Annotated in this window: 21 protein-coding genes; 10 read left to right on the plus strand and 11 right to left on the minus strand. The window is 30.8% G+C overall.

What is annotated here, in order from left to right:
- Together ACIQZ1_RS02690 and ACIQZ1_RS02695 are read left to right on the plus strand one after the other, a co-directional pair.
- Positions 1-249, plus strand: a 249-nt coding sequence (locus ACIQZ1_RS02690) for a hypothetical protein (protein ID WP_396158812.1), incomplete at its 5' end; no start/stop codon positions are given.
- Between the two features lie 9 nt (positions 250-258).
- Complete coding sequence (locus tag ACIQZ1_RS02695; RefSeq protein WP_396158814.1) at positions 259-1887, plus strand: M1 family metallopeptidase; 1629 nt, start codon at positions 259-261, stop codon at positions 1885-1887.
- A gap of 19 nt (positions 1888-1906) precedes the next feature.
- Here ACIQZ1_RS02695 and ACIQZ1_RS02700 read toward each other — a convergent pair whose 3' ends face one another.
- Both ACIQZ1_RS02700 and ACIQZ1_RS02705 read right to left on the minus strand, forming a co-directional pair.
- The gene (locus tag ACIQZ1_RS02700; protein WP_396158816.1) at positions 1907-2938 is read right to left on the minus strand and encodes an AMP-binding protein; all 1032 of its coding nucleotides are present in this window, start codon (positions 2936-2938) and stop codon (positions 1907-1909) included.
- On the minus strand, positions 2938-3840 hold the full coding sequence (locus ACIQZ1_RS02705) for a lysostaphin resistance A-like protein (protein WP_396158818.1): 903 nt from the start codon (positions 3838-3840) through the stop codon (positions 2938-2940). Before ACIQZ1_RS02705 ends, ACIQZ1_RS02700 begins: the two co-directional genes overlap by 1 nt.
- Positions 3841-3897: 57 nt before the next feature.
- Between ACIQZ1_RS02705 and ACIQZ1_RS02710 the strand changes: the two genes are divergently transcribed.
- Both ACIQZ1_RS02710 and ACIQZ1_RS02715 read left to right on the plus strand, forming a co-directional pair.
- Positions 3898-4239: an ArsC/Spx/MgsR family protein gene (locus tag ACIQZ1_RS02710; RefSeq protein ID WP_396158820.1), complete on the plus strand. Its 342-nt coding sequence runs from the start codon at positions 3898-3900 to the stop codon at positions 4237-4239.
- 90 nt (positions 4240-4329) lie between these two features.
- Positions 4330-6780, plus strand: coding sequence for a TonB-dependent receptor domain-containing protein (locus ACIQZ1_RS02715; protein WP_396158822.1), 2451 nt, complete (start codon positions 4330-4332; stop codon positions 6778-6780).
- A gap of 58 nt (positions 6781-6838) precedes the next feature.
- On the opposite strand, the gene ACIQZ1_RS02720 is transcribed toward ACIQZ1_RS02715, so the two are convergent.
- On the minus strand, positions 6839-7009 hold the full coding sequence (locus ACIQZ1_RS02720) for a hypothetical protein (RefSeq protein WP_166077281.1): 171 nt from the start codon (positions 7007-7009) through the stop codon (positions 6839-6841).
- A gap of 247 nt (positions 7010-7256) precedes the next feature.
- On the opposite strand from ACIQZ1_RS02720, the gene prfA reads away from it, so the two are divergent.
- Both prfA and ACIQZ1_RS02730 read left to right on the plus strand, forming a co-directional pair.
- On the plus strand, positions 7257-8330 hold the full coding sequence (gene prfA / locus ACIQZ1_RS02725) for a peptide chain release factor 1 (RefSeq protein WP_396158824.1): 1074 nt from the start codon (positions 7257-7259) through the stop codon (positions 8328-8330).
- 143 nt (positions 8331-8473) lie between these two features.
- Entirely contained in the window at positions 8474-9406 is a 933-nt protein-coding gene (locus tag ACIQZ1_RS02730) for a LysR substrate-binding domain-containing protein (protein ID WP_396158826.1), read from the plus strand.
- A gap of 72 nt (positions 9407-9478) precedes the next feature.
- Here ACIQZ1_RS02730 and ACIQZ1_RS02735 read toward each other — a convergent pair whose 3' ends face one another.
- The 4 genes from ACIQZ1_RS02735 to ACIQZ1_RS02750 form a co-directional block, all read right to left on the minus strand.
- Entirely contained in the window at positions 9479-10099 is a 621-nt protein-coding gene (locus tag ACIQZ1_RS02735; protein WP_396158828.1) for an L-threonylcarbamoyladenylate synthase, read from the minus strand.
- Positions 10100-10164: 65 nt separating this feature from the next.
- Positions 10165-12498, minus strand: coding sequence for an ATP-dependent helicase (locus ACIQZ1_RS02740; protein WP_396158830.1), 2334 nt, complete (start codon positions 12496-12498; stop codon positions 10165-10167).
- A 60-nt stretch (positions 12499-12558) separates the two neighbouring features.
- Positions 12559-13062, minus strand: coding sequence for a hypothetical protein (locus ACIQZ1_RS02745; RefSeq protein WP_396158832.1), 504 nt, complete (start codon positions 13060-13062; stop codon positions 12559-12561).
- A gap of 61 nt (positions 13063-13123) precedes the next feature.
- A complete protein-coding gene (locus tag ACIQZ1_RS02750; RefSeq protein ID WP_396158834.1) occupies positions 13124-13702 on the minus strand; it encodes a hypothetical protein in 579 nt (192 codons plus the stop codon).
- Positions 13703-13793: 91 nt separating this feature from the next.
- On the opposite strand from ACIQZ1_RS02750, the gene ACIQZ1_RS02755 reads away from it, so the two are divergent.
- Positions 13794-14318: a hypothetical protein gene (locus ACIQZ1_RS02755; protein WP_396158836.1), complete on the plus strand. Its 525-nt coding sequence runs from the start codon at positions 13794-13796 to the stop codon at positions 14316-14318.
- Between the two features lie 25 nt (positions 14319-14343).
- Here ACIQZ1_RS02755 and ACIQZ1_RS02760 read toward each other — a convergent pair whose 3' ends face one another.
- Entirely contained in the window at positions 14344-16425 is a 2082-nt protein-coding gene (locus ACIQZ1_RS02760) for a M1 family metallopeptidase (RefSeq protein WP_396158838.1), read from the minus strand.
- Positions 16426-16563: 138 nt separating this feature from the next.
- Between ACIQZ1_RS02760 and ACIQZ1_RS02765 the strand changes: the two genes are divergently transcribed.
- The 3 genes from ACIQZ1_RS02765 (at position 16564) to ACIQZ1_RS02775 (ending at position 21313) form a co-directional block, all read left to right on the plus strand.
- A complete protein-coding gene (locus tag ACIQZ1_RS02765) occupies positions 16564-18162 on the plus strand; it encodes a family 16 glycosylhydrolase (RefSeq protein ID WP_396158840.1) in 1599 nt (532 codons plus the stop codon).
- A gap of 138 nt (positions 18163-18300) precedes the next feature.
- Positions 18301-20403 carry an ATP-dependent DNA helicase RecG gene (gene recG / locus ACIQZ1_RS02770; RefSeq protein WP_396158842.1) on the plus strand — a complete coding sequence of 701 codons (2103 nt, stop codon included), beginning with the start codon at positions 18301-18303 and terminating at the stop codon, positions 20401-20403.
- Positions 20404-20449: 46 nt separating this feature from the next.
- Entirely contained in the window at positions 20450-21313 is an 864-nt protein-coding gene (locus tag ACIQZ1_RS02775; RefSeq protein WP_396158844.1) for a bestrophin family protein, read from the plus strand.
- A 63-nt stretch (positions 21314-21376) separates the two neighbouring features.
- Here the strand turns inward: ACIQZ1_RS02775 and ACIQZ1_RS02780 are convergent, their stop codons facing one another.
- From ACIQZ1_RS02780 to ACIQZ1_RS02790, 3 genes are read right to left on the minus strand one after another with little or no spacing between them, the layout of a single operon-like run.
- The gene (locus ACIQZ1_RS02780) at positions 21377-22330 is read right to left on the minus strand and encodes a transketolase family protein (protein ID WP_396158846.1); all 954 of its coding nucleotides are present in this window, start codon (positions 22328-22330) and stop codon (positions 21377-21379) included.
- Positions 22331-22372: 42 nt separating this feature from the next.
- Positions 22373-23221 (minus strand): transketolase, encoded by an 849-nt coding sequence (locus tag ACIQZ1_RS02785; protein WP_396158848.1) that lies wholly within the window; start codon positions 23219-23221, stop codon positions 22373-22375.
- A 55-nt stretch (positions 23222-23276) separates the two neighbouring features.
- Complete coding sequence (locus tag ACIQZ1_RS02790; RefSeq protein ID WP_396158850.1) at positions 23277-24140, minus strand: alpha/beta fold hydrolase; 864 nt, start codon at positions 24138-24140, stop codon at positions 23277-23279.
- Positions 24141-24207: the final 67 nt, after the last annotated feature.

Consider the following 24207-nt stretch of genomic DNA (forward strand, 5'->3'; position numbering starts at 1 on the left):
TGTTTATTTTCTTTATTTTTATATTTTGGATCTGGTGCAAGTTCTTCAAGTAGTAAAGCGATTTTAACTGGAAATATAATTACTATTGCATTTATTACTATTCCAATTCTTTACAATTTTCGTAAAATGATTTTACTAAAAAAAGCAAATAAAGGATATGATTTTAATAGTTATCTTTTAGCTCAAATACTATTATTTATCTTTATTCTATATCATTTTAAAATTGGATTTATCTCAATTAATATATAAATTAATTTCATGAAAAAAACACTTCTACTTTCCCTTTTTCTATTCGTTTTCAATCAAATGAAAGCGCAAGAATTTTCTCGTAAAGATTCGTTACAAGGTGGATTTCGTGAAGAACGCACCTGTTATGATGTGTTGCGATATGATTTAGATATCAGAATTGATCCCGAAAAAAAATGGATATTCGGTTCCAATACAATAACATTTAAAGTTGACGATGATACAAATAAAATCCAAGTAGATTTGTTTGAAAATATGATACTTGACGGAATAACTTTAGATAATATACCTAAGATTGAATTTACGAGAGAATTTAACGCCGTTTTTATTCATTTTCCGAAAACATTAAAAAAAGGAGAAATACATAAATTAAAAATTTCATACTATGGAAATCCTGTAATTGCTAAAAATGCTCCTTGGGATGGTGGTTTTGTATTTACAAAAGATAAAAAACAAAACCCTTGGATTGGTGTGGCTGTACAAGGAACCGGTGCGAGTTTATGGTATCCGTGTAAAGATTCACAAACGGATGAACCAGACAACGGAGCAAGCATAAAAGTAGCCGTACCAAACGGATTAATGAATGTTTCCAACGGAAGATTTTTGGGTTCAACCGATTTAAAAGACGGCTATACGCGTTGGGATTGGGAAGTAAAAAATCCTATTAACAATTATGATATTACAGTAAATATTGCCGATTATGTGCATATTCACGATAATCACGAAGGTCTGGATTTAGATTATTATGTGTTGCGGTACAACGAAGAAACAGCTCGTAAACATTTTGATAATGATGTGAAACCAATGATGAATTGCTTTCAATCGAAATTTGGGAAATATCCATTTTTTGAAGATGGTTATAAATTAGTAGAAACGCCTTATTTAGGTATGGAACACCAAAGTGCTGTAGCCTATGGAAATAAATACAAAAAAGGATATCTTGGAATGGACTTATCCGGGACGGGTGCTGGAATGTTTTTCGATTATATTACGATTCACGAAACCGGACACGAATGGTTTGGAAACAGTATTACAAGTAAAGATATTGCCGATATGTGGATTCACGAAGGCTTTACAACCTACACAGAAACCGTTTTTATTGAATGTATTAAAGGATATGATGAAGCCATAAAATATGTAAACGGACAATCAAGAAATGTGCAAAACGACCGTCCAATTATTGGTCAATTTGGTGTAAACCGAGAAGGAAGTGGCGATATGTATTATAAAGGTGCCTTACTACTAAATACAATAAGACACATTATTAATGATGATGTTAAATGGTGGAAACTTTTATATAATTACTCTGAAACCTATAAAAAGCAAATTATCGATACGAAAACCGTAATTGATTTTTTTAATAAAGAAAGTAGTATCGATTTAACTTCCGTATTTCAGCACTATTTAACGACTACAAAAATTCCTAAATTGGTGTTGTCAAAAACCAGTAATAAACTGAATTACAAATGGGAAAATGTAACTGCCGATTTTAAAATGCCTGTAGATATTATTATTAATGAACAAACAATACGATTACAACCTACAACTGAAAATCAAGAACTAAAAGTTGAAAAAAAATTAGTTTTGGAGAACATTGCTGTAAAAACCAATCAGTTTTATATTAAGGTAGAAAGAAAATAATCTATTGAAAAGTATTTGTTTACACTAATTTTTCTAATGATTTCTTTCTGTTAATTTTTTGCGTTTCTGTTCTTTCAAATGACTCTAAAAACAAAATTTCTTTTGGTATTTGGTACTTTGATAATTCTGAAAACACGCTATTATCAATAGAAAACGGAGTGGTTTCAAGCACAAGAATTACTTTTTCGCCTAAATTTTCATCAGGTTTACTGGCAATAAAAAAAGGAACTGAAATGAATTTAGCTAGGATTTCTTCTATTTCTTCTGGAAAAATTTTAATACCTCCGGAATTAATCATATTATCAATTCGTCCTTTTAAAATAAATTGAGTTTTATTTACGATTTCTACGATATCATTTGTTATAATTTTTTCATTAGAAAGTTCTAAAGCTTCAATCACCAAACAACTTCTATCATCTACAGATATAGTTACATTTGGTAAAACAGTAAATGACAACTCTCCAATTTTCTTTATGGCAATGTGCGAAATGGTTTCCGTCATTCCATACGATTCAAAAGCATTGCAATTGGTTTTCAGAATACTTTCTGACAAAGTATAACTCACTTTTGCACCACCTATTAATACGTTATCAACCAAATGTAATTTTGATAATGATTTTTGCACCTGCAAAGGAACCATTGCTGTAAAATTGTACTTTTTTGTAGATAATGGTTCACTTGTTGGATCAATTGTATCTAAATGCAACCCTAAAGTAATTGCACGCACCAACATCATTTTTCCTGCAATATAATTGGCTGACAAACATAACAAAGCGGTGTTTTTTGGTTGTAAGTTAAAAAACAAACCTGTAGCTTTCGCCGAAGCTATCATTGCCGATTTTTGAAGAACAATTTGCTTTGGTATTCCTGTAGAACCTGACGTTTGGACAAAAACAAATGATTCATTACTTAGCCAATCTATAAGGAATTTTCCAATTTCTTTTTCAAATAATTGTCCGTTTTCTTTTAAATATAAAGCTTCTGCTAAAAGTTCTATATAAGTAAAACTTTTTCCGTTTAATTTAAAATCGGGATGAATAATTTGATTCATTATTCTTTTACTTGTATTGGTTTTATATTTCCAAAAAGTCTTTCTTTCCAATTGCTCCATTTGTACTTTTTAGAAAAAATATAAAGTAAAATTGGAAAAAACACTAATATAGGTATGAAAATTTGAAAATTAGCACTTGGCACGGAAACATCTTTTAAAATAGAATGCGTTTGAAATGCCGACCAATCTGAAGTAACCAACAATGCACCAATTAAATTATTAGCTGCGTGAAATCCTAATGCTAATTCTAAACCTTCATCCATTAAAGTTAAAATTCCTAAAAACAAACCTGTTCCAATATAATAAAACATAATAATCATCCCCAATTTATCAACTTCTGGGTTGTCAATATGCATTATGCCAAATAAAAATGACGTAACCAATAATGGAACCCATCTAGTTTTTGTAGCTAAACCTAATCCCTGAAGCATATGTCCACGAAATAAATATTCTTCAAAACTAGCTTGAAAAGGAATTAACACTACAGCCAATACTACAAACACAGCAAATTTTTCAGGATTAAATTGAATCACAAAATCTTCTGGAGCGGCATAATAGCCTATAATGGTTGTTAAAATTGTAATACCTCCCCAAAGTCCAAATGAGAAAAAAACTCTTGACCAATCGATTTTGGGACGAGACGTAGTTAATATTCGTAATGAATTATTTTGAATGAATTTATTATAAAATAAAACTATAAACAACATAAATGATAATGGCGCAACAAGCATTACAAACGTACCATTTATTCCATACATTTCAATCGTTTTTTTTATCACTTCATTGGTATCAACACCATCTGATGAAAAATAAATAAAAATCATTAATGCTAAAAATGAAAAGGGAATGACTGCGTAAGACCACAAACTTATTTTAATTTTCTGCAATTGTTCTATATACATATTACGATTTTTTAAGTCCACTAAATTACAATTATTACCTTTGTAAAAAAAATATTTATGCTAACTATATACCACAACAAAAGATGTTCAAAATCCAGAGAAGGTGTTTGCTTCTTAGAAAACCTTAATAAACCTTTTGAAACGATACATTACCTGGAAAAAACGCTTACTTATACAGAGTTAGAAACTATTATAAAAAAACTAAAAATCAAGCCAATTCAATTGATAAGAGTTAAGGAAAAAGATTGGGTTGAAAATTTCAAAGGCAAGAATTTAACTGATAAAGAAATTATTGAAGCAATGTTGCAATTTCCAAAACTAATAGAAAGACCTATCGTAATTAATGGAGAAAAAGCGGTAATTGTGAGACCATCGGAATTAATAAACACAATTTTATAAAATGATTTAACATAGTTTTAATACTTGTTTGAATCCAGAACACTAAATTTGTACTGTAAAATGTCACAAAATATGTTATTTAAAAAATCAATGCTGCTACTAACTTTCTTATTTGTTAGTACTACGGCCATCTCTCAAATTTCGTTAAAAAAAGTAATTATTACTGGTAAAATTATCGATAAAGAAACTACAAAACCTATTGAATTCGCTGTAATTACGATTTCAAAATCGGACACAAAAAAAATTATTACTGGAGGCACTTCAGATGCAAATGGAAACTTTAGCATCGAATTAAACAACGGAACGTATAATTTTAAATATGAATTTCCTGGATTTAAAACTCAAGAAAAACTAAATCAAACTATTGGGTCAGATACCAATTTGGGAAATATAGCCTTAGAATCTGATTCTAATCAAATTGAAACGGTCGTAATTCGAAGTGAAAAAACGTCGGTTGACATTAAATTAGACAAAAAGGTATATAATGTTGGTCAAGATTTAATGGTAAAAGGCGGAACGGTAAGTGATGTTTTAGATAACATACCAAGTGTAGCTGTTGATGTAGAAGGAAACATTAGTCTTCGTGGTAATGAAAGTGTCCGTGTTTTAATTGATGGAAAACCTTCAACAGCTATAAATGTTGCCGATGCGTTAAGAATGCTGCCTGCTGATGCTATTGAAAAAGTAGAAGTAATTACCAATCCATCTGCGCGATACGATGCTGAAGGTGGTGGTGGAATTTTGAATATTATCCTTAAAAAAGGAAAAAACAAAGGAATTAACGGAACAGTAATTGCAACCGCTGGTGATCCAAAAAATCAAGGTATTTCTGCAAATATTAATTCAAAATCAGACACATATAACTTATTTGCAACTATAGCTTATAATGACAGAAATAATCCAGGAAATACCAAAATCAATCAAGAAAATTTTGTAGCAAATACCTATATTGAAGAGCGTAGAAATGCCAATAGATTTAGCGATGGTGTCAATGTTAATTTTGGTATGGAAGTATTTCTAAACAAAGACAAATCGGCAACATGGACAAATAGTATCAATTATAGAAACAACGACGGTAAAAATTTTGAAGATGTAACCTACAAAAATTATACTTTAAATAGAAGTAACTTTTTATTTACGCGTTTCAGAGACAACCAATCACTTTCTAGAAATGAAGCAGTAGAATACACTTCTAATTTTATAAAGAAATTTAAAAAGGATGGACACAAATTAACAATTGATGCTTCCTTTTCATTAAATGAAGAAGATGAATTTTCAACTATTTATGGAAGTATTTTAGAAACAAATACATTTGTATCGGACGAAACAACTTCAAAAATTGGTAGACAAACTAGAAATTTAATTCAGGCTGACTATGTTTTACCTATAACCAAAGACTTACAGTTTGAAGCTGGTTACAGAGGAAGTTATACGAATTCTACAAGTAATTATGAAGTGTTGGAACGCATAAATCAAAATAGTCCTTACACTAATATTCCTGGATTTACGAATAATTTTGAGTACATTGAAAATGTAAGTGCTATTTATACTCAATTAGGAACTAAATTCTTTAAAAAGTTATCTGTTTTAGGAGGGTTACGATTGGAAAACACCAATTTGGAAATCAATCAGTTACTAACAAACGATTTAAACACAAGAAATTACAACAACTTTTTTCCAAGTTTATTTTTAACATATGAATTAAATAACGATTCAAATATTTCCTTAAATTATAGTAAAAGAATAACTCGTCCAAGAGATCGATTTATTAATCCGTTTTCTTCGTACACCAGTAATATCAATTTATTTATTGGAGATCCAAAATTAAATCCTTCATTTACCGATGCATTTGATATTGGTTATTTAAAAAAATGGGATAAAATCACACTAAGCACTTCTGCGTATTACAATCATACTACAGACGCTTTCCAAACGGTTCGAAAAGAAAGTGGTCAGTTTTTTAATGGAATTCCAGTAATTATCAATACACCTTTTAATTTAGGTGAAGATAATAGAATTGGAATGGAAGTTACCTTAAATTATACCGTAAAAAAATGGTGGAAATTAAATTCAAATGTGAATTATTTTTATAATGAAACCAAAGGGAATTATCAATTTATTAATTCTAACAATATTTTAGTTAATCAAAACTTCAATTACAAATCAAGTACATGGACAGCACGATTAACATCTAAAATAAATTTACCATACAAAATTGATTGGCAAACTAATGGAACGTATAATGCAGGACAAAAAACAGCTCAAGGAAAAACATTAGGAATTGCAAGTATGAATTTAGCTTTTAGTAAAGATGTTTTAAAAGAAAAAGCAACCATTTCACTTAATGTGAGTGATGTTTTTAATTCAAGAAAAAGAATTCAAGATTTACAATTACCAACTGTAAATTCTTATAGCGAAATGCAATGGAGAGTACGACAAGTAACGGTTTCGTTTACATATAGATTTAATAAATTGAAAAACGAAAAAGAAATAAAACCAAAAAGCTTAGAACAACAAGAAGGCGGTGGCGGAGAATTCTAACACAAAACAAAAAAATCCCGATTCGTACGAATCGGGATTTTTTATTAACTTAAGAAAATTACTTTTCTTGTTCAGCTAATTTTTTCGCTTTCTTTTCTTTGTATAATTCTATTAAAGATCCGCCAATCCAATATTGAACAAAACCTACAAGAAAAAACATTAACCAAAAACCTATAGTTAAAATGGTTAAGAAAAGTAAAAAGCCTAAATACTGTTGAAATTCAAACATGTTTTCCGGAATTTTATTTGTGAATTCTGTTCAAAGATAAATCATAAATTTATTTTTAACAAATAATATCTTTTTTTTAATACCATTTTATAAATAAACACTTCAAAAACAAAAAATTAAATTAAATAGTTGGCAGTAGAAAAGCAGTTTAGTGCAATTTAATATAGAAACATATTTCTACAAATCGCAATAAACTATATAAAAGATTACTTTTTTTTGTAACTTTGCTTTACAAAATAATGAAGACATGTTAGACAGATTACAATACGTAAAACAACGTTTCGACGAAATATCAGATTTGATTATTCAACCTGATGTAATTGCCGATCAAAAGCGTTATGTACAATTAAACCAAGAATATAAAAGTTTAAATGCGTTGGTTCAAAAACGTGAAGAATATATAACTCTGGATGCTAACATAAAAGAAGCACAAGAAATAATTGCAGATGGTTCTGATGCCGAAATGGTAGAAATGGCTAAAATGCAATTAGAAGAAGCCAAAGAACGTTTGCCGTTGTTGGAAGAAGAAATCAAATTTATGTTGATTCCTAAAGATCCAGAAGATGCAAAAAATGTAATGGTTGAAATTCGTGCCGGTACTGGTGGTGATGAAGCGTCTATTTTTGCAGGAGATTTATACAGAATGTACACCAAATATTGCGAAGGTCGCGGTTGGAAATGTTCTGTAGTTGATATGAGTGATGGAACTTCTGGTGGCTTTAAAGAGGTAATTTTTGAAGTAACTGGAGAAGATGTTTATGGTGCTTTAAAGTATGAAGCGGGAGTACATCGTGTACAACGTGTGCCTCAGACAGAAACACAAGGTCGAGTGCATACTTCAGCAGCGACGGTTATGGTTTTACCAGAAGCAGAAGAATTTGATGTGCAAATTGATATGAATGATGTTCGTGTAGATTTTTTCTGTTCTTCAGGACCTGGAGGACAATCTGTAAATACTACTAAATCGGCAGTACGTTTAACACACATTCCCTCAGGATTAGTTGCACAATGTCAGGATCAAAAATCGCAACATAAAAATAAAGATAAAGCGTTAACTGTATTACGTTCTCGTTTGTACGAACAAGAATTAGCAAAAAAACAAGAAGAAGATGCGAAAACGCGAACTTCTCAAGTAAGTTCAGGTGACCGTTCGGCTAAAATTAGAACCTACAATTACCCTCAAGGACGTGTAACTGACCATAGAATTGGTGTTGACGTTTTTGATATGGACGGCGTAATGTCTGGAAAAATTCATAAATTTATTGATGAATTACAATTAGTTGCTAATACTGAAAAATTAAAAGAATCGGAGGTATATTAATAATTTACGATTTACGATTTGGGATTTACTATTTACGATTTATAAAAACTCTGGCTTGTTTTCAGAGTTTTTTTTTATAATCTTTTCTTGAATAATAGTTTTTTACAATAGAAATTTTTACTTTTATCACAAATATTGATATCATGACCATTACCCAATTATATTACGTTTTAGCAGTTGCTGAAAACAAAAATTTCACATTAGCTGCCGAAAAATGTTTTGTTACGCAGCCGACATTAAGTATGCAAATTCAAAAATTGGAAGAAGAATTAGGTATCCAAATTTTTGATCGAACAAAGAAACCTATTGGTTTAACTGAAGTAGGAAGCAAAATTGTAACTCAAGCTAAAAATATAGTTAACGAAGCAAATAGAATTAAAGACATTGTAGACCAACAAAAGGGATTTATTGGTGGCGATTTTCGTATTGGTATGATACCTACGATTATGCCCACTTTACTTCCGATGTTTTTAAATACTTTTATAAAAAAATATCCAAAAGTAAACTTAATTGTAGAAGAATTAAATACTTCGGATATTATTACAAAACTTAAAAATGGGCATTTAGATTGTGCTATTGCTGCTACACCTTTAGATGAAGAGAAACTTAAGGAAATCGTTCTATATTACGAACCTTTTGTAGCCTATATACCAGAAAACAGTCTTAATAAAGCAAAAAAAGAAATTGAAGTTGCTGATTTAGATGTAGAGAAAATATTGTTATTACAAGACGGACATTGTTTTAGAAACAGTGTTTTGAATCTATGTAAAAACAATAATTTTATTGGTGAGAATCATTTTCAATTAGAAAGCGGCAGTTTTGAAACTTTAATTAAATTATCCGATGAAGGCTTAGGGACTACCCTACTTCCCTATTTACATACATTAGATTTAAACGAGAAAAATAAAACTAAACTTAAACAATTTGTTAGCCCAAAACCATCAAGAGAAGTAAGTTTAATTTTCTCTAAAAACGAATTAAAAATTCATATTATTGATGCGCTAAAAACAACCATTCAAGGTGTAGTTAGAGGTGCAATTGCGTTTAGTGATGTGGAAATTATAAGCCCTAAGTAATTTACGATTTGGGATTTACGATTTACGATTTAAAATATGAATTTTGGAATTTGGAATTTTTGATTTGTAATTTTATATGATATTTACATCACCTTTACCTTCTCTAACAACAATTGGTTCGTGACCTGTTAAATCGATAATGGTTGAAGCAATGTTTTCTCCATAACCGCCATCAATAACTAAATCGACTTGGTTTTGCCATTTCTCGAAAATTAATTCCGGATCGGTGGAATATTCAATTACCTCATCTTCATCGTGAATAGATGTTGAAACTATTGGATTTCCTAACATTTCCACAATTTGTATGGCAATATTATTATCTGGTACTCGAATTCCCACTGTTTTTTTCTTACGGAAGTCTTTTGGTAAGTCGTTATTTCCTGGCAAAATAAACGTATAAGCGCCGGGCAACGCTCGTTTTAAAATTTTAAAAGTAGGTGTGTCAATTTGCTTTACGTAATCTGAAATATTGCTTAAACTACTACAAACAAAAGAAAAATTAGCTTTTTCTAACTTCACACCTTTAATTTTCGCTAATTTTTCCAACGCACGAGAATTGGTAATATCACAACCTAAACCATAGACGGTATCGGTTGGATAAATGACCAATCCGCCGTTTTTTAAAACTTCCACTACTTTTTTAATAGTTGTTTCACTTGGTTTGTCTTCGTATATTTTTAGAAATTCTGCCATATTAATTTTGTTTCAAGTTTCAAGTTTCAAGTTAACAAAAAGAACCTGAAACCTGAAACTTTTTTCTACCCAATCACATTTAACTTTGCAAATCGCAACAACAACTTCTTCAAGCCTCCAACATCGAAACGTATTTCCGCTTTTTTGTCTGCTCCTACACCTTCTAAACCTACAATTTCACCTTTTCCGAAACGTTCGTGCATCACAATGTTTCCAACAGCTAAATTTGCATCTGTAATATTGTTTTTCGATGTACTTGCTCCACTATTTAACGGTTTTAGTCTTCTAATATTAATAGACGAAACCGGTTCGTTTTTGCTAATGTATTCGGGTGGCGTTCCTGCAGTTGGTTTAGCCAATCGCAATTTAGATTTATCTACATCGCCAAAAATATCAATATCCATAGTTGGTTTATATCGGTAACCCGAATCTATCGGATTCATATATTCCAAATATTCATCATTAATTTCTTCGATAAAACGTGAAGGTTCGCTATCTACCAATTTTCCCCAACGGTAACGCGATTGCGCATACGTTAAATACGCTTGATGTTCGGCACGAGTTAAGGCTACATAAAACAATCGTCTTTCTTCTTCCAATTCGCTTCGTGTGTTCATACTCATCGCACTTGGAAACAAATCTTCTTCCATTCCTACCACAAAAACGTGTGGAAATTCTAATCCTTTTGCTAAGTGAATTGTCATTAATGCCACTCTATCATCATCGCCTGTGTCTTTATCTAAATCTGTCGCCAACGCCACATCTTCCATAAATTCTGCTAAAGCACCACGCGCGCCATCAATTTCTTTTTGACCTTCGGTAAAATCTTTAATACCGTTTAATAATTCTTCTATATTTTCGATTCTGGCAATTCCTTCAGGTGTGCCGTCTTTTTTTAATTCTTGCACTAAACCTGTTTTCTTCGTTACGTGATCTGTTAACGTGAAGGCATCTTGTTGTTCATTGATGACTTGAAAACTTTTTATCATCGTAACAAAATCTTGCAACTTGGTTTTCGTACCTGAGTTTAATTTTAAATCGATTTTATCAATATGCTCCATCACTTCAAAAATGGAACGTTTATAATGATTGGCAGCAACTGTTAATTTCTCAACTGTAGTATCTCCTATTCCACGCGCAGGATAATTAATTACTCGAACTAATGCTTCTTCATCTTTTGGATTGATTACCAATCGTAAATAGGATAAGACGTCTTTAATTTCTTTTCTTTGATAGAAAGACAATCCGCCATAAATTCGGTACGGAATATCTCTTTTTCGCAACGCATCTTCCATAGCACGAGATTGTGCATTGGTACGGTATAAAATAGCAAAATGCGAATTCGGTAATTGGTTTTGCATTTTTTGTTCGAAAATAGTTCCAGCTACAAAGCGCCCTTCTTCACCATCTGTAACACTTCGATGCACTTTAATTTTAGGCCCGTCATCATTGGCTGTCCAAACAATCTTATCCAGTTTGGTTTTATTTTTATCAATAACATTATTCGCCGCTTCTACAATATTTTTTGAAGAGCGATAATTCTGTTCCAATCGATACATCTTTACACCATCGTAATCTTTTTGAAAGTTTAAAATATTATTGATATTCGCACCACGGAAAGCATAAATACTTTGCGCATCATCACCTACAACACAGATATTCTGAAATCTATCTGAAAGTGCTTTTACAATTAAATATTGAGAATGATTGGTATCTTGGTACTCATCAACTAAAATATATCTAAATCTATCTTGGTATTTCGCTAAAACGTCTGGAAAACGATTTAATAACTCGTTGGTTTTCAACAACAAATCATCAAAATCCATCGCGCCCGACTTGAAACAACGTTCAACATAATTATTGTAAATTTCGCCCATTCGAGGTTTTTTACTCATCGCATCGGCTTCTTGTAATTCGGGATTATTGAAATAGGCACGTACTGTAATTAATGAGTTTTTATATTGGGAAATTCTTCCTAAAATTTGTTTGGGTTTATACACATCTTTATCCAATTGCATTTCCTTAATAATACCACCCAAACAACGTAATGAATCTTGAGAATCGTAAATGGTAAAATTGGAAGGATAACCTAATTTTTCAGCTTCACTTCGCAAAATTTTAGCAAAAACAGAGTGAAATGTACCCATCCAAAGGTTTTTAGCTTCATTATTTCCCACAATTTCAGCAATACGTTTTTTCATTTCACGTGCTGCTTTATTGGTAAATGTTAAGGCTAAAATATTAAAAGCATCTATACCTTGATACATCAAGTTAGCAATTCGAACGGTAAGCACACGTGTTTTGCCTGAACCAGCACCCGCAATAACAATCATAGCGCCGTCTTTTTGCAAAACTGGCGCACGTTGTGCCTCATTTAATTGATTTATGTATTGTTGCATGGCTAAAATAGGATAATTAGGAAAGCAAAAATACAGATTATGAAGTGATTTTTCCTGCTTTTAATTGTCTTTTAACTGTAAATTATCAACAATTTTTTTTTCTTCTGAAGTTAATAACAAACCGGAATTGGTTTCCCAATATTCCGTTATAATTGAGTTTTTCTTGTTTATTAAAGATTTTTCTTTAAAAACATCTTCTTTTTCATAAGGTACAAATTTCCTACTGTGCTGTGTGGTGATTAAATAATTGGCTATTTCAACCTTATTTTCCACATCCTTTTTATCTTTTACCATCAAGCCTATTTCTTCTTTTGTACTGGCTAAAAAATAATCGTCACCATCTAAAATATACAAGGCTTTAAAGATGGAATTGAATACTTTTCCTTTTACAACTTTTAAGTTAGAAACATCTGAATATTCAAATCGACTGGGTTCTACAAAATATTCTAATTCTAAGATAATGTTCTTTCTATAATCATAAATTACCGTTACTGTTGGCAAAAACTCCTCTATTTCTGGCTTTGGAACAATTAGCATTTGATAAAAATCTGCTTTTCCTTTCACCGTTTTTATTTCGAAATCGAATTTCTTTTTAGCTTTTGATTCGGCTAAATTGACAATATATTTAAAAACTTAATGTCTTTTTAATGATTTTTTCGTTATTTATTAAATTATATGTCCTGTTTTGTTCTACTAATATATCAGCGGCAAATTTATCAGGTTTTTCCTTCAAACAAAAATTAACCAAACCATCAGAATAAGAGGTGAATTCGTTATTGTATTTAAAAAATTCTCGTGAATATATCTTTAAATTAATAGGTGCAGTAAGTTGCTTCATTGATTTATTAATCAATGTTTTAAGTATATTAAAAGATTGGCGATTAGTAATTACAACATCTTCAATGTCTTGTGAAATATTCTCTAAAAAAATAACCGTTTCCAACTCTTTTAAAGTAACCGAACTGATACTTACTTCTTTATATTCGGTATGCTTAATATTTATTCTAGATGACTTATTTAAATTAAATTTCACCACTCCTTCCTTATTGCTTTGAAAATTTTCATCTGTTCTTAAAATCGCAACAACGACATTTTCAATTAAAGCACCTGACGTTTTATCTTTAAATACCAATATCATCTCTTTTGTCTGAGAAAACGACAAAACAGAAAAAAGAATTAAACCAAAAAAAAACAATTTTTTCATATTAACTCGCTGATATACTAACAAATATAAGAAATTATAAATGGATTTATTTTATTTAAAAAAATATTTTAGATTTGTAAAAAAACAATCGATGAATATTGAAGTAAAGTTATTAGAAATTGCCACATATACATTACCAGCAATTATTACTGGAGGAGTTGCGTTTGGTTTATTACATAAATTTTTTAAAAACGAAGAAAACAAACGAAAATTCGAATTACTAAGAGAGAATCAGCGTTTAGGCTTACCTATTAGATTGCAAGCTTATGAGCGAATTGTATTGTTTTTAGAGCGCATCAATCCAATTAATTTAATGATGCGTGTTGAACCAAACAGCTTAGATGCGCAAAATTACGCTACGCTTTTAATACATACTATACAAACTGAATACGAGCATAATATTGCGCAACAAATATATTTTACTCATGAAAGTTGGGAAATTATTTTAAAAGCTAAAAACAGTATTATTACTCAAATTAGAAGGTTTTCTATTGAAGGAGAAGTAAAATCTGGTGAAGAATTACGCACGAAATTACTTCAAGAACTTACTCAAACAGAGAGCGCAAGTGCTGTTGCCATTAGCTTTATTAAAGAAGAATTAAAAAGGGTGTTTTAACAATTAAACCGTTAGGTTTAATCTGTTATTCTTTTAAAAATTTCAAATACAAATTAGCTGTTTTTTCATCCGCAGTTTTAACTAAATTTTCTACTTTATTTCTAAAATCTGATTGTTTTAATAAGGCTCGTATTTTCTCTCTTGCGAATTTTGTAAATTGCCATTTGTGATGCATGGTTGCTTGAAACAAAGCTTGAATTACTTGTTCGTTTTCAGGATACAACTCTAACAAAACTTCCAAAGCATTTTCTCGAAGGTAACTTTCATTATTACTTGAAGTATAACTTAATAATTCATTGAAGTACAGATTTTTATACTCTATATGTTTATCTGAATTTAAAGCAAGTTTTAACCAAGTTACTCGTAAACTTTTATCATTGTTGCCTTGCAAGTTTTTTAGTTTTTCCAAATATTCATTTGCTTGATTTGGAAAATTATTACACAAATTTATCAAAGCAATTTCTTTAGTTTTATATGAAAAATCATCTAAAAACGTTTCATATTGCGATTTAAATTCATCTGGAATTTCACTCAACGTTTCTGCAATGGCTTGGCGAACATAAATGTTTTGTTTCATACCAATTTCAATCAATTCTTTTTTATCATTAAAAGTAGTATTATCTAATTTATAAAAAATATATTGTTTTATAGGAAAATACGTATCCGATTGTAAAATTACTTTATAGTTCTCAATATCTTTTTTCTCTTTTGTTAGTTGAATATAGGTGGCAACCGATTTGTTTTTTAAAAGATAACTTTCCGCTAAAACCATATCAAAACCTGATGTTTCTAACCATTTCTTTTTGAATTTTTCAACATCAAAATCTTTAGCAACTTTTTTTATTTCAGCTAAAAATTCATCTGTATTTACATTTTTGTATTGGTATTTTTTCAAATACTTTTTTACTGCCTTTTGAAAATTTTTCGCACCGATATCTTCGCGTAAGGTATGCAACGCCCAAGCGCCTTTTTTGTAAAATGATATCGAACTGGCTTTTTCATTCATCACAGGAATGGTATCCGTTTTAGCTGCGCTTCTCAATTGCAACGCATAATCATATAATTCGTTATAAAAATAATCATCTCCAAATATTTCCTTTTCTGCTAAAAGCGCATAATACGTAGCAAAACCTTCTTGAAGCCAATGATGTTTACTCGATTGTGCGGTTATCAAATCACCAAACCATTGATGTGCCAATTCGTGGGCGTTTACATTTATGTAATTCTTATCATTAAAACCAATTGAATCCACAACAAAATCTTGAGAGAAAATCGTAGAAGTCGTGTTTTCCATACCCGCATATAAAAAATCTCTAACAGGAATTTGGCGGTAGATTTTCCAAGGATATTTCAAACCAATTTCTTGTTCTAAATAATCGAAAATTTGTTTAGAATAGCGATATGTAGGTTCAAATTTTGAATAATCATTTTTATCTATGTATAATTCTAAATGCGTTCCTGATTTACTTTTGACTTCTTGCATCCCAAATTTTCCAAACGCCAACATTACCAAATAAGACGATATAGGTTTTTGCATTTGATAATTTCTTGTTATATCGTTAACGCCTCTACTCCAACTTATAGTTTTTTTCTCAAAATTTAATTTACCATTAGATAATGCGATAGGATTAAATTCAAATTTATCCATATCAACATAATAGTTAATAGTAATCCCGAAAATTACTTTCTCATTTACATCGTCAAAACTCGGCAACCAATGGCTTGTGTATTTGCCTTGGCCTTGCGTCCAGATTTGCCTATTTTCATCTTGACCTATGAAATATAGCGTTTGCTTCGGTATGGCAGTGTATTGAAACGTTAGTTTGTTTTTACCTTTAGAAAACCCATCAAATAAATCCAATGTTTTTCCTGAATTTTTAAATTTAACCGATTTACCATTAATCATGACATCAGAAAACTCGATATTTTTTGCATCGATTTTAATAGTATCTAAAATCTGCTTTACCTTAAATTCATAAGTAACATTCCCAGAAATAGATTTTTCTTCAAAATTTGGATATAAAGAAGCAGTACACGTCAAAAAATCAACATATTTTACTTGTTGCGAAAAGGAAAAAATTGAAAATAGTATAAATATATAGCGCATTATAATTTTATTTACAACAAAGATACTGATTAACAAAACCGAATTAAGTACACGAAAATTTTATTATTGTATAGTTTTAGTATAGGTTATCATTTTACTTTGTGCTAAATTAAACACTATTTTTGAAAAAAAGATATTATGCGCAACATACTTTCAGTATTATTATTGTTTTCTCAAGTTAGTTTATTCTCTCAAGCACAAATCTCACAGGACAATTTTGAAGGAAACAGCACTATCAATTCTTGGGTTGGCGATGCTTGTTTGATAGATACAAATTTTAACAATCCTTTTCCTACAGGAATAAATTCGTCATCAAAAGTTCTGAAGTATTCGGATACTGGTGGGCAATATGCAAACGTTCGGTTTGATGCTGGATTTAATTTTAATTTATTAACAAGTAGTGAATTTTCATTAAAAATATATGTTCCTTCAAGTGGTATAACAGGAAATCAAAACAATCAAATTTCATTAAAACTTCAAAATGGCACTTCAGCTACACCATGGTCTACGCAATGTGAAATTATTAAACCTATCGTTTTAAATCAATGGCAAACCATTACATTTAATTTTGCTACAGATGCATTTATTAATTTAGATCCCAACTCTCAAAACCCATTAAATAGATGGGATTTTAATCGAGTATTAATACAAATAAATGGAGAAAACAACAATTCAAATGTACTGGCATATATTGATGACTTCTTATATTCAGGAGCCGTTTCAACTTGCACTAATTTAGTTTGGAGTGATGAATTTAACACTAATGGCGTGGTAAATAATTTAAATTGGTTTCATCAAACACAATTACCTAATGGAACAAGCTGGTATAATGGCGAATTACAGCATTATACCAACAGCCAGACAAACTCTTATTGTTCAAATGGAATTTTATCTATTACAGCAAAAAAAGAAGTTCTTACACAACAAAATCAAACCAAACAATTTACCTCAGCCAGATTAAATTCGAAATTTGCCTTTAAATATGGCCGAGTTGAAGTTCGTGCCAAATTACCAACTGGCGCTGGAACTTGGCCTGCAATATGGATGTTAGGCAAAAATATCATTGAACCTGGTGGATATTGGACTGCAACATATGGCACTACCAACTGGCCAGCCTGTGGTGAAATAGACATTATGGAACATTGGGGAACCAATCAAAACGTCATTTCTAGTGCAGTACATCATCCTATAAATGGGAATTTAGGCGTTGGCGAATATATTACAAACTCTCAATACAAAGCTGGGGTTTCAAATAATTTTCATATTTATGCCATGGAGTGGAATGCACAAAGTATTACTTTTAGTGTAGACGGCATTAATCATTTAACCTATAATCCATCTATAAAAAACCAATATACTTGGCCTTTTGATGCAGAACAGTATATTTTATTAAATGTTGCTATAGAACCTAGTGTTTCCAATAATTTTGTTCAATCTACCATGGAAGTAGATTATGTTAGGGTGTATCAAGAAGCCGCATTGTCAACAACTAATTTTCAAAATCCTGAAAGAATTAAATTATTTCCAAATCCTGTTTCAGATAAATTAACCATTTTAAACCCTGAGAACTCAAATCCAACAGCTGAAATATATTCAATATTGGGACAAAAACTACATTCTTGTATTTTATTAGATAATGAAACGAATGTTGATGTTTCTAATTATGAAAACGGAATTTATTTTGTAAAATTAATTTCTGAAAGTGGCAATACTACTTATAAATTCATAAAGAAATAATAATTTCAAAATATAGAATTTATGCCTATCTTCGCTTTTCATGTGTGTCTTAACGCAGATTAGAGAAATTTAATAATTTATACAATTTCTTTATTTGTGTTCAAAATTTAACTTGAATTACAAAAATAGAATTAGACTTTGAATCTACTTGATACTCCCATAGAATATTTAAAAGGCGTAGGTCCGCAGCGTGGCGATTTACTTCGCAAAGAAATGAATATTCATAAATATGGCGATTTAATCAATTTATACCCTAATCGATATATCGATAGAACGCGCTATTTTAAAATCAACCAACTAATAAATAGTAATTCAGAAGTTCAAATTGTTGGAAAAGTGGTTCATGTTAAAACCATCGACCAAGGAAAAGGAAAATCAAGATTAGTTGCCACTTTTTTAGATGATACAGGACAAATGGAATTGGTATGGTTTCAAGGCCAAAAATGGGTTAAGGAAAGCTTAAAACTTAATACCGTTTATGTTATTTTTGGGAAAATTACGCAATTTGGTTCAGTTTTCAATATGGCACATCCAGAAATGGAATTATTGGAAGAACACAAAACCACATTACGAAGTGCGATGCAGCCTGTATATCCAAGCACTGAAAAACTAAACAACAAAGGCATTACAAATAAAGTTATCAATAAAATGATGATGCAATTGTTTTCTGAAACCCATCAATTGTTTTCAGAAACATTATCCGATTCCATTATAGAAGAATTAAAACTTATTCCAAAAAAAGAAGCCTTACTAAATATACATTTTCCAAAAAGTCAAGAACTTTTAGCCAAAGCGCAATTTCGATTAAAGTTTGAAGAGTTGTTCTTTATTCAATTACAATTAATCACTAAAAATTTAATTCGAAAACATAAAATAAAAGGGTTTCCATTTGAAATTATTGGGGAAAATTTTAATAATTTTTATAACAATCATTTACCTTTTGAACTAACTAATGCTCAAAAACGAGTATTGAAAGAAATACGAAACGATTTAGGAAGTCATGCACAAATGAATCGTTTACTACAAGGCGATGTAGGTTCAGGTAAAACCATTGTGGCATTAATGTGTATGCTAATTGCGAAAGATAACGGTTTTCAAAGTTGTTTGATGGCGCCTACAGAAATTTTAGCCAATCAACATTTTAATGGGATTACCGAATTAGCCAAAGATTTGAACATCAATATCCGAATTTTAACAGGTTCTACGAAAATTGCACAACGAAGAATTATTCACGAAGAATTAGAAAACGGCACATTAGATATTATAATCGGAACACATGCTTTATTGGAAGATAAAGTAAAATTTAAAAATTTAGGTTTAGCCGTAATTGATGAGCAACATCGTTTTGGTGTAGAACAACGAAGTAAACTTTGGAGGAAATCGGAAATCCCGCCACACGTTTTAGTCATGACGGCGACTCCTATACCACGAACATTAGCTATGAGTTTGTATGGCGATTTAGATATTTCTGTAATAGATGAATTACCTCCAGGCAGAAAACCTATACAAACCGTACATCGATTTGATAGCAAGCGATTAGTTGTTTGGAAATTTTTAAAAGACGAAATCGCCAAAGGCCGACAAATTTATATTGTATATCCGTTAATTCAAGAATCGGAAAAAATGGATTATAAAGATTTGATGGACGGATATGAAAGTATTTCTCGTGATTTTCCTTTACCACAGTATTCTATTTCTATTTTACACGGAAAAATGAAACCTGCCGACAAAGATGAAGAAATGAAACGCTTTGCTGAAGGAAAAACCAATATTATGGTTGCAACTACGGTTATTGAAGTGGGTGTAAATGTACCCAATGCTTCCGTAATGGTGATTGAAAGTGCTGAACGTTTTGGCTTGTCGCAATTGCATCAGTTACGTGGACGTGTTGGGCGTGGTGCCGAACAAAGTTATTGTATTTTAATGACAGATTACAAATTATCCGAAGACAGTAAAACCCGAATGGAAACGATGGTGCGAACCAATGACGGATTTGAAATTGCAGAAGTCGATTTAAAACTTCGTGGTCCCGGAGATATTATGGGAAAACAACAAAGCGGTGTATTAAACCTTCAAATTGCAGATTTAGTAAAAGACCGTGATATTTTACAAGTAGCGAGACATATTGCTGTAAAACTTCTTAAAGAAGACCCAGGCATGGATTTACCTCAACACGAAAAATTAAAGGCTGTATTTATGGAAATCAGTAAGAAAAAGAGCATTTGGAATTACATCTCGTAATGGAAAATAGAAAATAGATTAAATAATTTTATTTAAACATAAAACCATGGTACAATACAACCCAAAAGACTGGATTACTTTTATTTTTCGATTTCATAAATCGGATACTTTTCGTCAATTAATTCCAATGATGATATTGATTGGTGCGTATTCTGGTGCCATTTGTTATTTCGAAATCCATTATTTCAAATTAAAAGAAAACAGTCACGTAAAGAATATTTCTATATTACATACAACAGTCGGATTTGTGTTGTCATTACTTTTAGCTTACCGAACTAATACTGCTTACGATAGATGGTGGGAAGGAAGAAAATTATGGGGAAGTTTAGTTAATAATTCCAGAAATTTAGCCATTAAGTTAGCTGCTATTTTGGAAAGTGAATCGGATAAAAATTATTTCAAAAAAGTAATTCCAGGTTACGCATCTATCTTAGCAAAACATTTAAGTAATGAAGAAGTAGGTAAGGTTTTATTTGAAGGTTTAGATTTAGAAATTGATCAAAATAAACACAAACCCAATCAAGTTGCAAAGATGATTTTTAATAAAATTAATGATTTATATAAATTAAATAAAATTAGTGGAAATCAATTAATTATAATAAATTCAGAAATACAATCTTTTACCGATGTTTGTGGTGCATGTGAACGAATTAAAAACACACCTATACCCTATTCTTACAGTGCGTTTATTAAAAAATTTATTTTCTTTTATGTGATGACATTACCTTTTGGATATGTTTTTACTTTAGGATATTACATTATTCCTGTAGTAGTTTTTATATTTTACGTGTTGGCAAGTTTAGAATTAATTGCCGAAGAAATTGAAGATCCTTTTGGTGGTGATGAAAACGATTTACCAACTGCAAAAATAGCAAGTAACATAAAAAAACATGTAGAAGAAATTTTATAATCAACAAAAAAATCCCGTTTTGAAATTAATCGAAACGGGAATTTTATTAATTATAAAATAATACTATTTTCTTGCTATTACTTTTAATGATTTCTCAATAATAGCAGAACTATTTAATCCGTATTTTTCCATTAATTGTTCTGGTGTTCCACTTTCTCCAAAAGTGTCATTAGTAGCTACAAATTCTTGTGGAGTTGGTGTATTCAAACTTAACGTTCTGGCAACACTTTCACCTAAACCACCTAAAATATTGTGCTCTTCAGCAGTAACTACACAACCCGTTTTAGCAACTGATTTTAAAATTGCTTCTTCATCTAAAGGTTTTATAGTATGAATATTAATAACTTCAGCAGAAATACCTTGTTTTTCTAATTCTTCAGCAGCGATTAAAGCTTCCCAAACCAAATGTCCTGTTGCGATAATCGTTACATCTGTTCCTTCATTTAATAAAATTGCTTTTCCAATTACGAAAGGTTCGTCAGTAGGCATAAAATTAGGCACTACCGGACGACCAAAACGTAAATATGCAGGTCCATGATGATCTGCTAATGCCAAAGTCGCAGCTTTTGTTTGGTTGTAATCACAAGTATTGATTACTGTCATCCCAGGTAACATTTTCATCAAACCAATATCTTCTAAAATTTGGTGAGTTGCTCCATCTTCACCTAAAGTTAAACCCGCGTGTGAAGCACAAATTTTAACATTTTTATCTGAATAAGCTACCGATTGACGAATTTGGTCATACACTCTTCCAGTAGAAAAGTTAGCGAAAGTTCCTGTAAAAGGAATTTTTCCTCCAATAGTTAAACCTGCTGCAATTCCAATCATATTTGCTTCCGCAATTCCGATTTGGAAAAAACGCTCTGGATGATTTTTTTTAAAATCGTCAAACTTTAACGAACCAATTAAATCGGCACAAAGTGCTACAACATTTTCATTTTTTTGTCCTAATTCGGTCATTCCTGCTCCAAATCCTGAACGTGTATCTTTACTTCCTGTGTTTTCGTATTTTTTCATATTTTTTAGCTATAAGCATATGGCATTAAGCACAAAGCATTATTAATAATCTCCTAAAGTGGCTGGATTTTGGTTTAAAGCATTTTCTAATTGCTCATTACTTGGTGCTTTACCATGCCAAGCATGAGTATGCATCATAAAATCTACTCCATTACCCATTTCTGTATGTAATAACACACAAACCGGTTTTCCTTTTCCTGTACGAGATTTTGCATCTGCCATTCCGTTTATTATGGCTTCAATATTATTTCCTTCAGTAATTTCTAACACATCCCAATCAAATGCTTCAAATTTTGCTTTTACATTACCCATGTTTAATACATCAGTAGTAGAACCATCAATTTGTTGCCCATTTAAATCGACAGTTGCAATTAAGTTATCTACATTTTTAGCAGACGCATACATAATTGCTTCCCAATTTTGACCTTCTTGTAATTCACCATCTCCAGTTAAAACATAGACTAAATTTGTGTCTTTGTTAAGTTTTTTTGCTTGAGCAGCTCCAATTGCAACTGACAAACCTTGTCCTAAAGATCCAGAAGCCATTCTTATACCCTCTAAACCTTCGTGTGTAGTTGGGTGTCCTTGCAAACGTGTGTTTAATTTTCTGAAAGTAGCCAATTCAGATACTGAAAAATAACCGCTTCGTGCTAAAACACTGTAAAATACGGGAGAAATATGTCCGTTTGATAAAAAGAAAATGTCTTCATTAACACCATTCATGTCAAAACCTTCATTTCTTTTCATTACGTGTTGATACAGGGTTACTAAGAACTCTGCACAGCCCAAAGAACCACCTGGATGACCTGAATTAACTGCATGAACCATTCTAAGAATATCTCTTCGAACTTGTTGTGTAAATTGTTCTAAATTAGAAATTTGTTGTGTCATTGTAAAAAGTTTTTTGCAAAAATAAATTTAAAAATCTGTTTATACTAATGTGATTTTATTTTTTTATCAATAAGAATTCAACAATTTTGTGAATTACTTTTGAATCGCCCAATATTTTTCTATGTCCTAAATTATTGGTTATTAAAATTTCTTTATTAGTAAGGTTTTCTGCCAAATGATATGCTTCTGAAACCGGTATATCTTCGTCATCAGTATCATGAATAACTAAAACTGGAATTTCAACCTCTTTAGCTGCTACATACGCCGAAAAACTTTCCATTTCAAAATGGTATTTTTTCTCAAAATTATTTTTCATTAAAACAGCCACTTTGTTTGGTAAACCAATTTTTTCAATAAAAGTATTCACAATATTAATGACGCTATTTCCACTACCAATTACTACCGCTTTTTTTACTTGCAATCCTTTTTTTACAGCATTTAAAATAGACATGCCACCTAAAGAATGCCCAACAGCAAATTCAAAAGGACCATAGTGTTTTTCAACCTCTAAAATCGATTCAATAAACTCGAGCATTAACGTGGTTTTTGTACCCGATTTTCCATGTGCAGGTGCATCAAAACTAATTATAGAATACTCTTTTTCTATGAAGGCATCGGCAATTTTTACCAATTGAGTACCTCTTCCCGACCATCCGTGAACCAATAGTATTTTTTTACTCGAATTTCCATAAGCATACACCACAATTTCTTTATTTATTGACGGAATAAATAATTTGTTTTGTTGCGAAGTAGCTTCCATTTGAAACTCTCTTTTCGGAATTTTATGTTTTATTGGCGTGATAAATAATTTTCGAGCAAATTTCTCAGCCAAATTAGGAGAAATTCGATATAAAAATCGCCCAATTAACACTATAAATTTAGGAACTTGAGTTGTGATTGAAGATTTTTTATTCGGCATCTGTTTTTTTTATGCAAAAGTAATCAATTATAGTATGGTATGATTTTTGAATTAAACAAAAAATAGA

Source organism: Flavobacterium sp. (assembly GCF_044341185.1).
In the GTDB taxonomy this organism is placed as follows: Bacteria; Bacteroidota; Bacteroidia; order Flavobacteriales; family Flavobacteriaceae; genus Flavobacterium.

Coding starts and splice junctions, on each gene's coding strand:
- ACIQZ1_RS02695 (WP_396158814.1), top strand. CDS start 259: ATGAAAAAAACACTTCTACTTTCCCTTTTTCTATTCGTTTTCAATCAA.
- ACIQZ1_RS02740 (WP_396158830.1), bottom strand. CDS start 12,498: ATGCAACAATACATAAATCAATTAAATGAGGCACAACGTGCGCCAGTT.
- ACIQZ1_RS02750 (WP_396158834.1), bottom strand. CDS start 13,702: ATGAAAAAATTGTTTTTTTTTGGTTTAATTCTTTTTTCTGTTTTGTCG.
- ACIQZ1_RS02715 (WP_396158822.1), top strand. CDS start 4,330: ATGCTGCTACTAACTTTCTTATTTGTTAGTACTACGGCCATCTCTCAA.
- ACIQZ1_RS02705 (WP_396158818.1), bottom strand. CDS start 3,840: ATGTATATAGAACAATTGCAGAAAATTAAAATAAGTTTGTGGTCTTAC.
- ACIQZ1_RS02760 (WP_396158838.1), bottom strand. CDS start 16,425: ATGCGCTATATATTTATACTATTTTCAATTTTTTCCTTTTCGCAACAA.
- ACIQZ1_RS02735 (WP_396158828.1), bottom strand. CDS start 10,099: ATGGCAGAATTTCTAAAAATATACGAAGACAAACCAAGTGAAACAACT.
- ACIQZ1_RS02765 (WP_396158840.1), top strand. CDS start 16,564: ATGCGCAACATACTTTCAGTATTATTATTGTTTTCTCAAGTTAGTTTA.
- ACIQZ1_RS02710 (WP_396158820.1), top strand. CDS start 3,898: ATGCTAACTATATACCACAACAAAAGATGTTCAAAATCCAGAGAAGGT.
- prfA (WP_396158824.1), top strand. CDS start 7,257: ATGTTAGACAGATTACAATACGTAAAACAACGTTTCGACGAAATATCA.
- ACIQZ1_RS02720 (WP_166077281.1), bottom strand. CDS start 7,009: ATGTTTGAATTTCAACAGTATTTAGGCTTTTTACTTTTCTTAACCATT.
- ACIQZ1_RS02755 (WP_396158836.1), top strand. CDS start 13,794: ATGAATATTGAAGTAAAGTTATTAGAAATTGCCACATATACATTACCA.
- ACIQZ1_RS02785 (WP_396158848.1), bottom strand. CDS start 23,221: ATGACACAACAAATTTCTAATTTAGAACAATTTACACAACAAGTTCGA.
- ACIQZ1_RS02730 (WP_396158826.1), top strand. CDS start 8,474: ATGACCATTACCCAATTATATTACGTTTTAGCAGTTGCTGAAAACAAA.
- ACIQZ1_RS02700 (WP_396158816.1), bottom strand. CDS start 2,938: ATGAATCAAATTATTCATCCCGATTTTAAATTAAACGGAAAAAGTTTT.
- ACIQZ1_RS02790 (WP_396158850.1), bottom strand. CDS start 24,140: ATGCCGAATAAAAAATCTTCAATCACAACTCAAGTTCCTAAATTTATA.
- ACIQZ1_RS02780 (WP_396158846.1), bottom strand. CDS start 22,330: ATGAAAAAATACGAAAACACAGGAAGTAAAGATACACGTTCAGGATTT.
- ACIQZ1_RS02775 (WP_396158844.1), top strand. CDS start 20,450: ATGGTACAATACAACCCAAAAGACTGGATTACTTTTATTTTTCGATTT.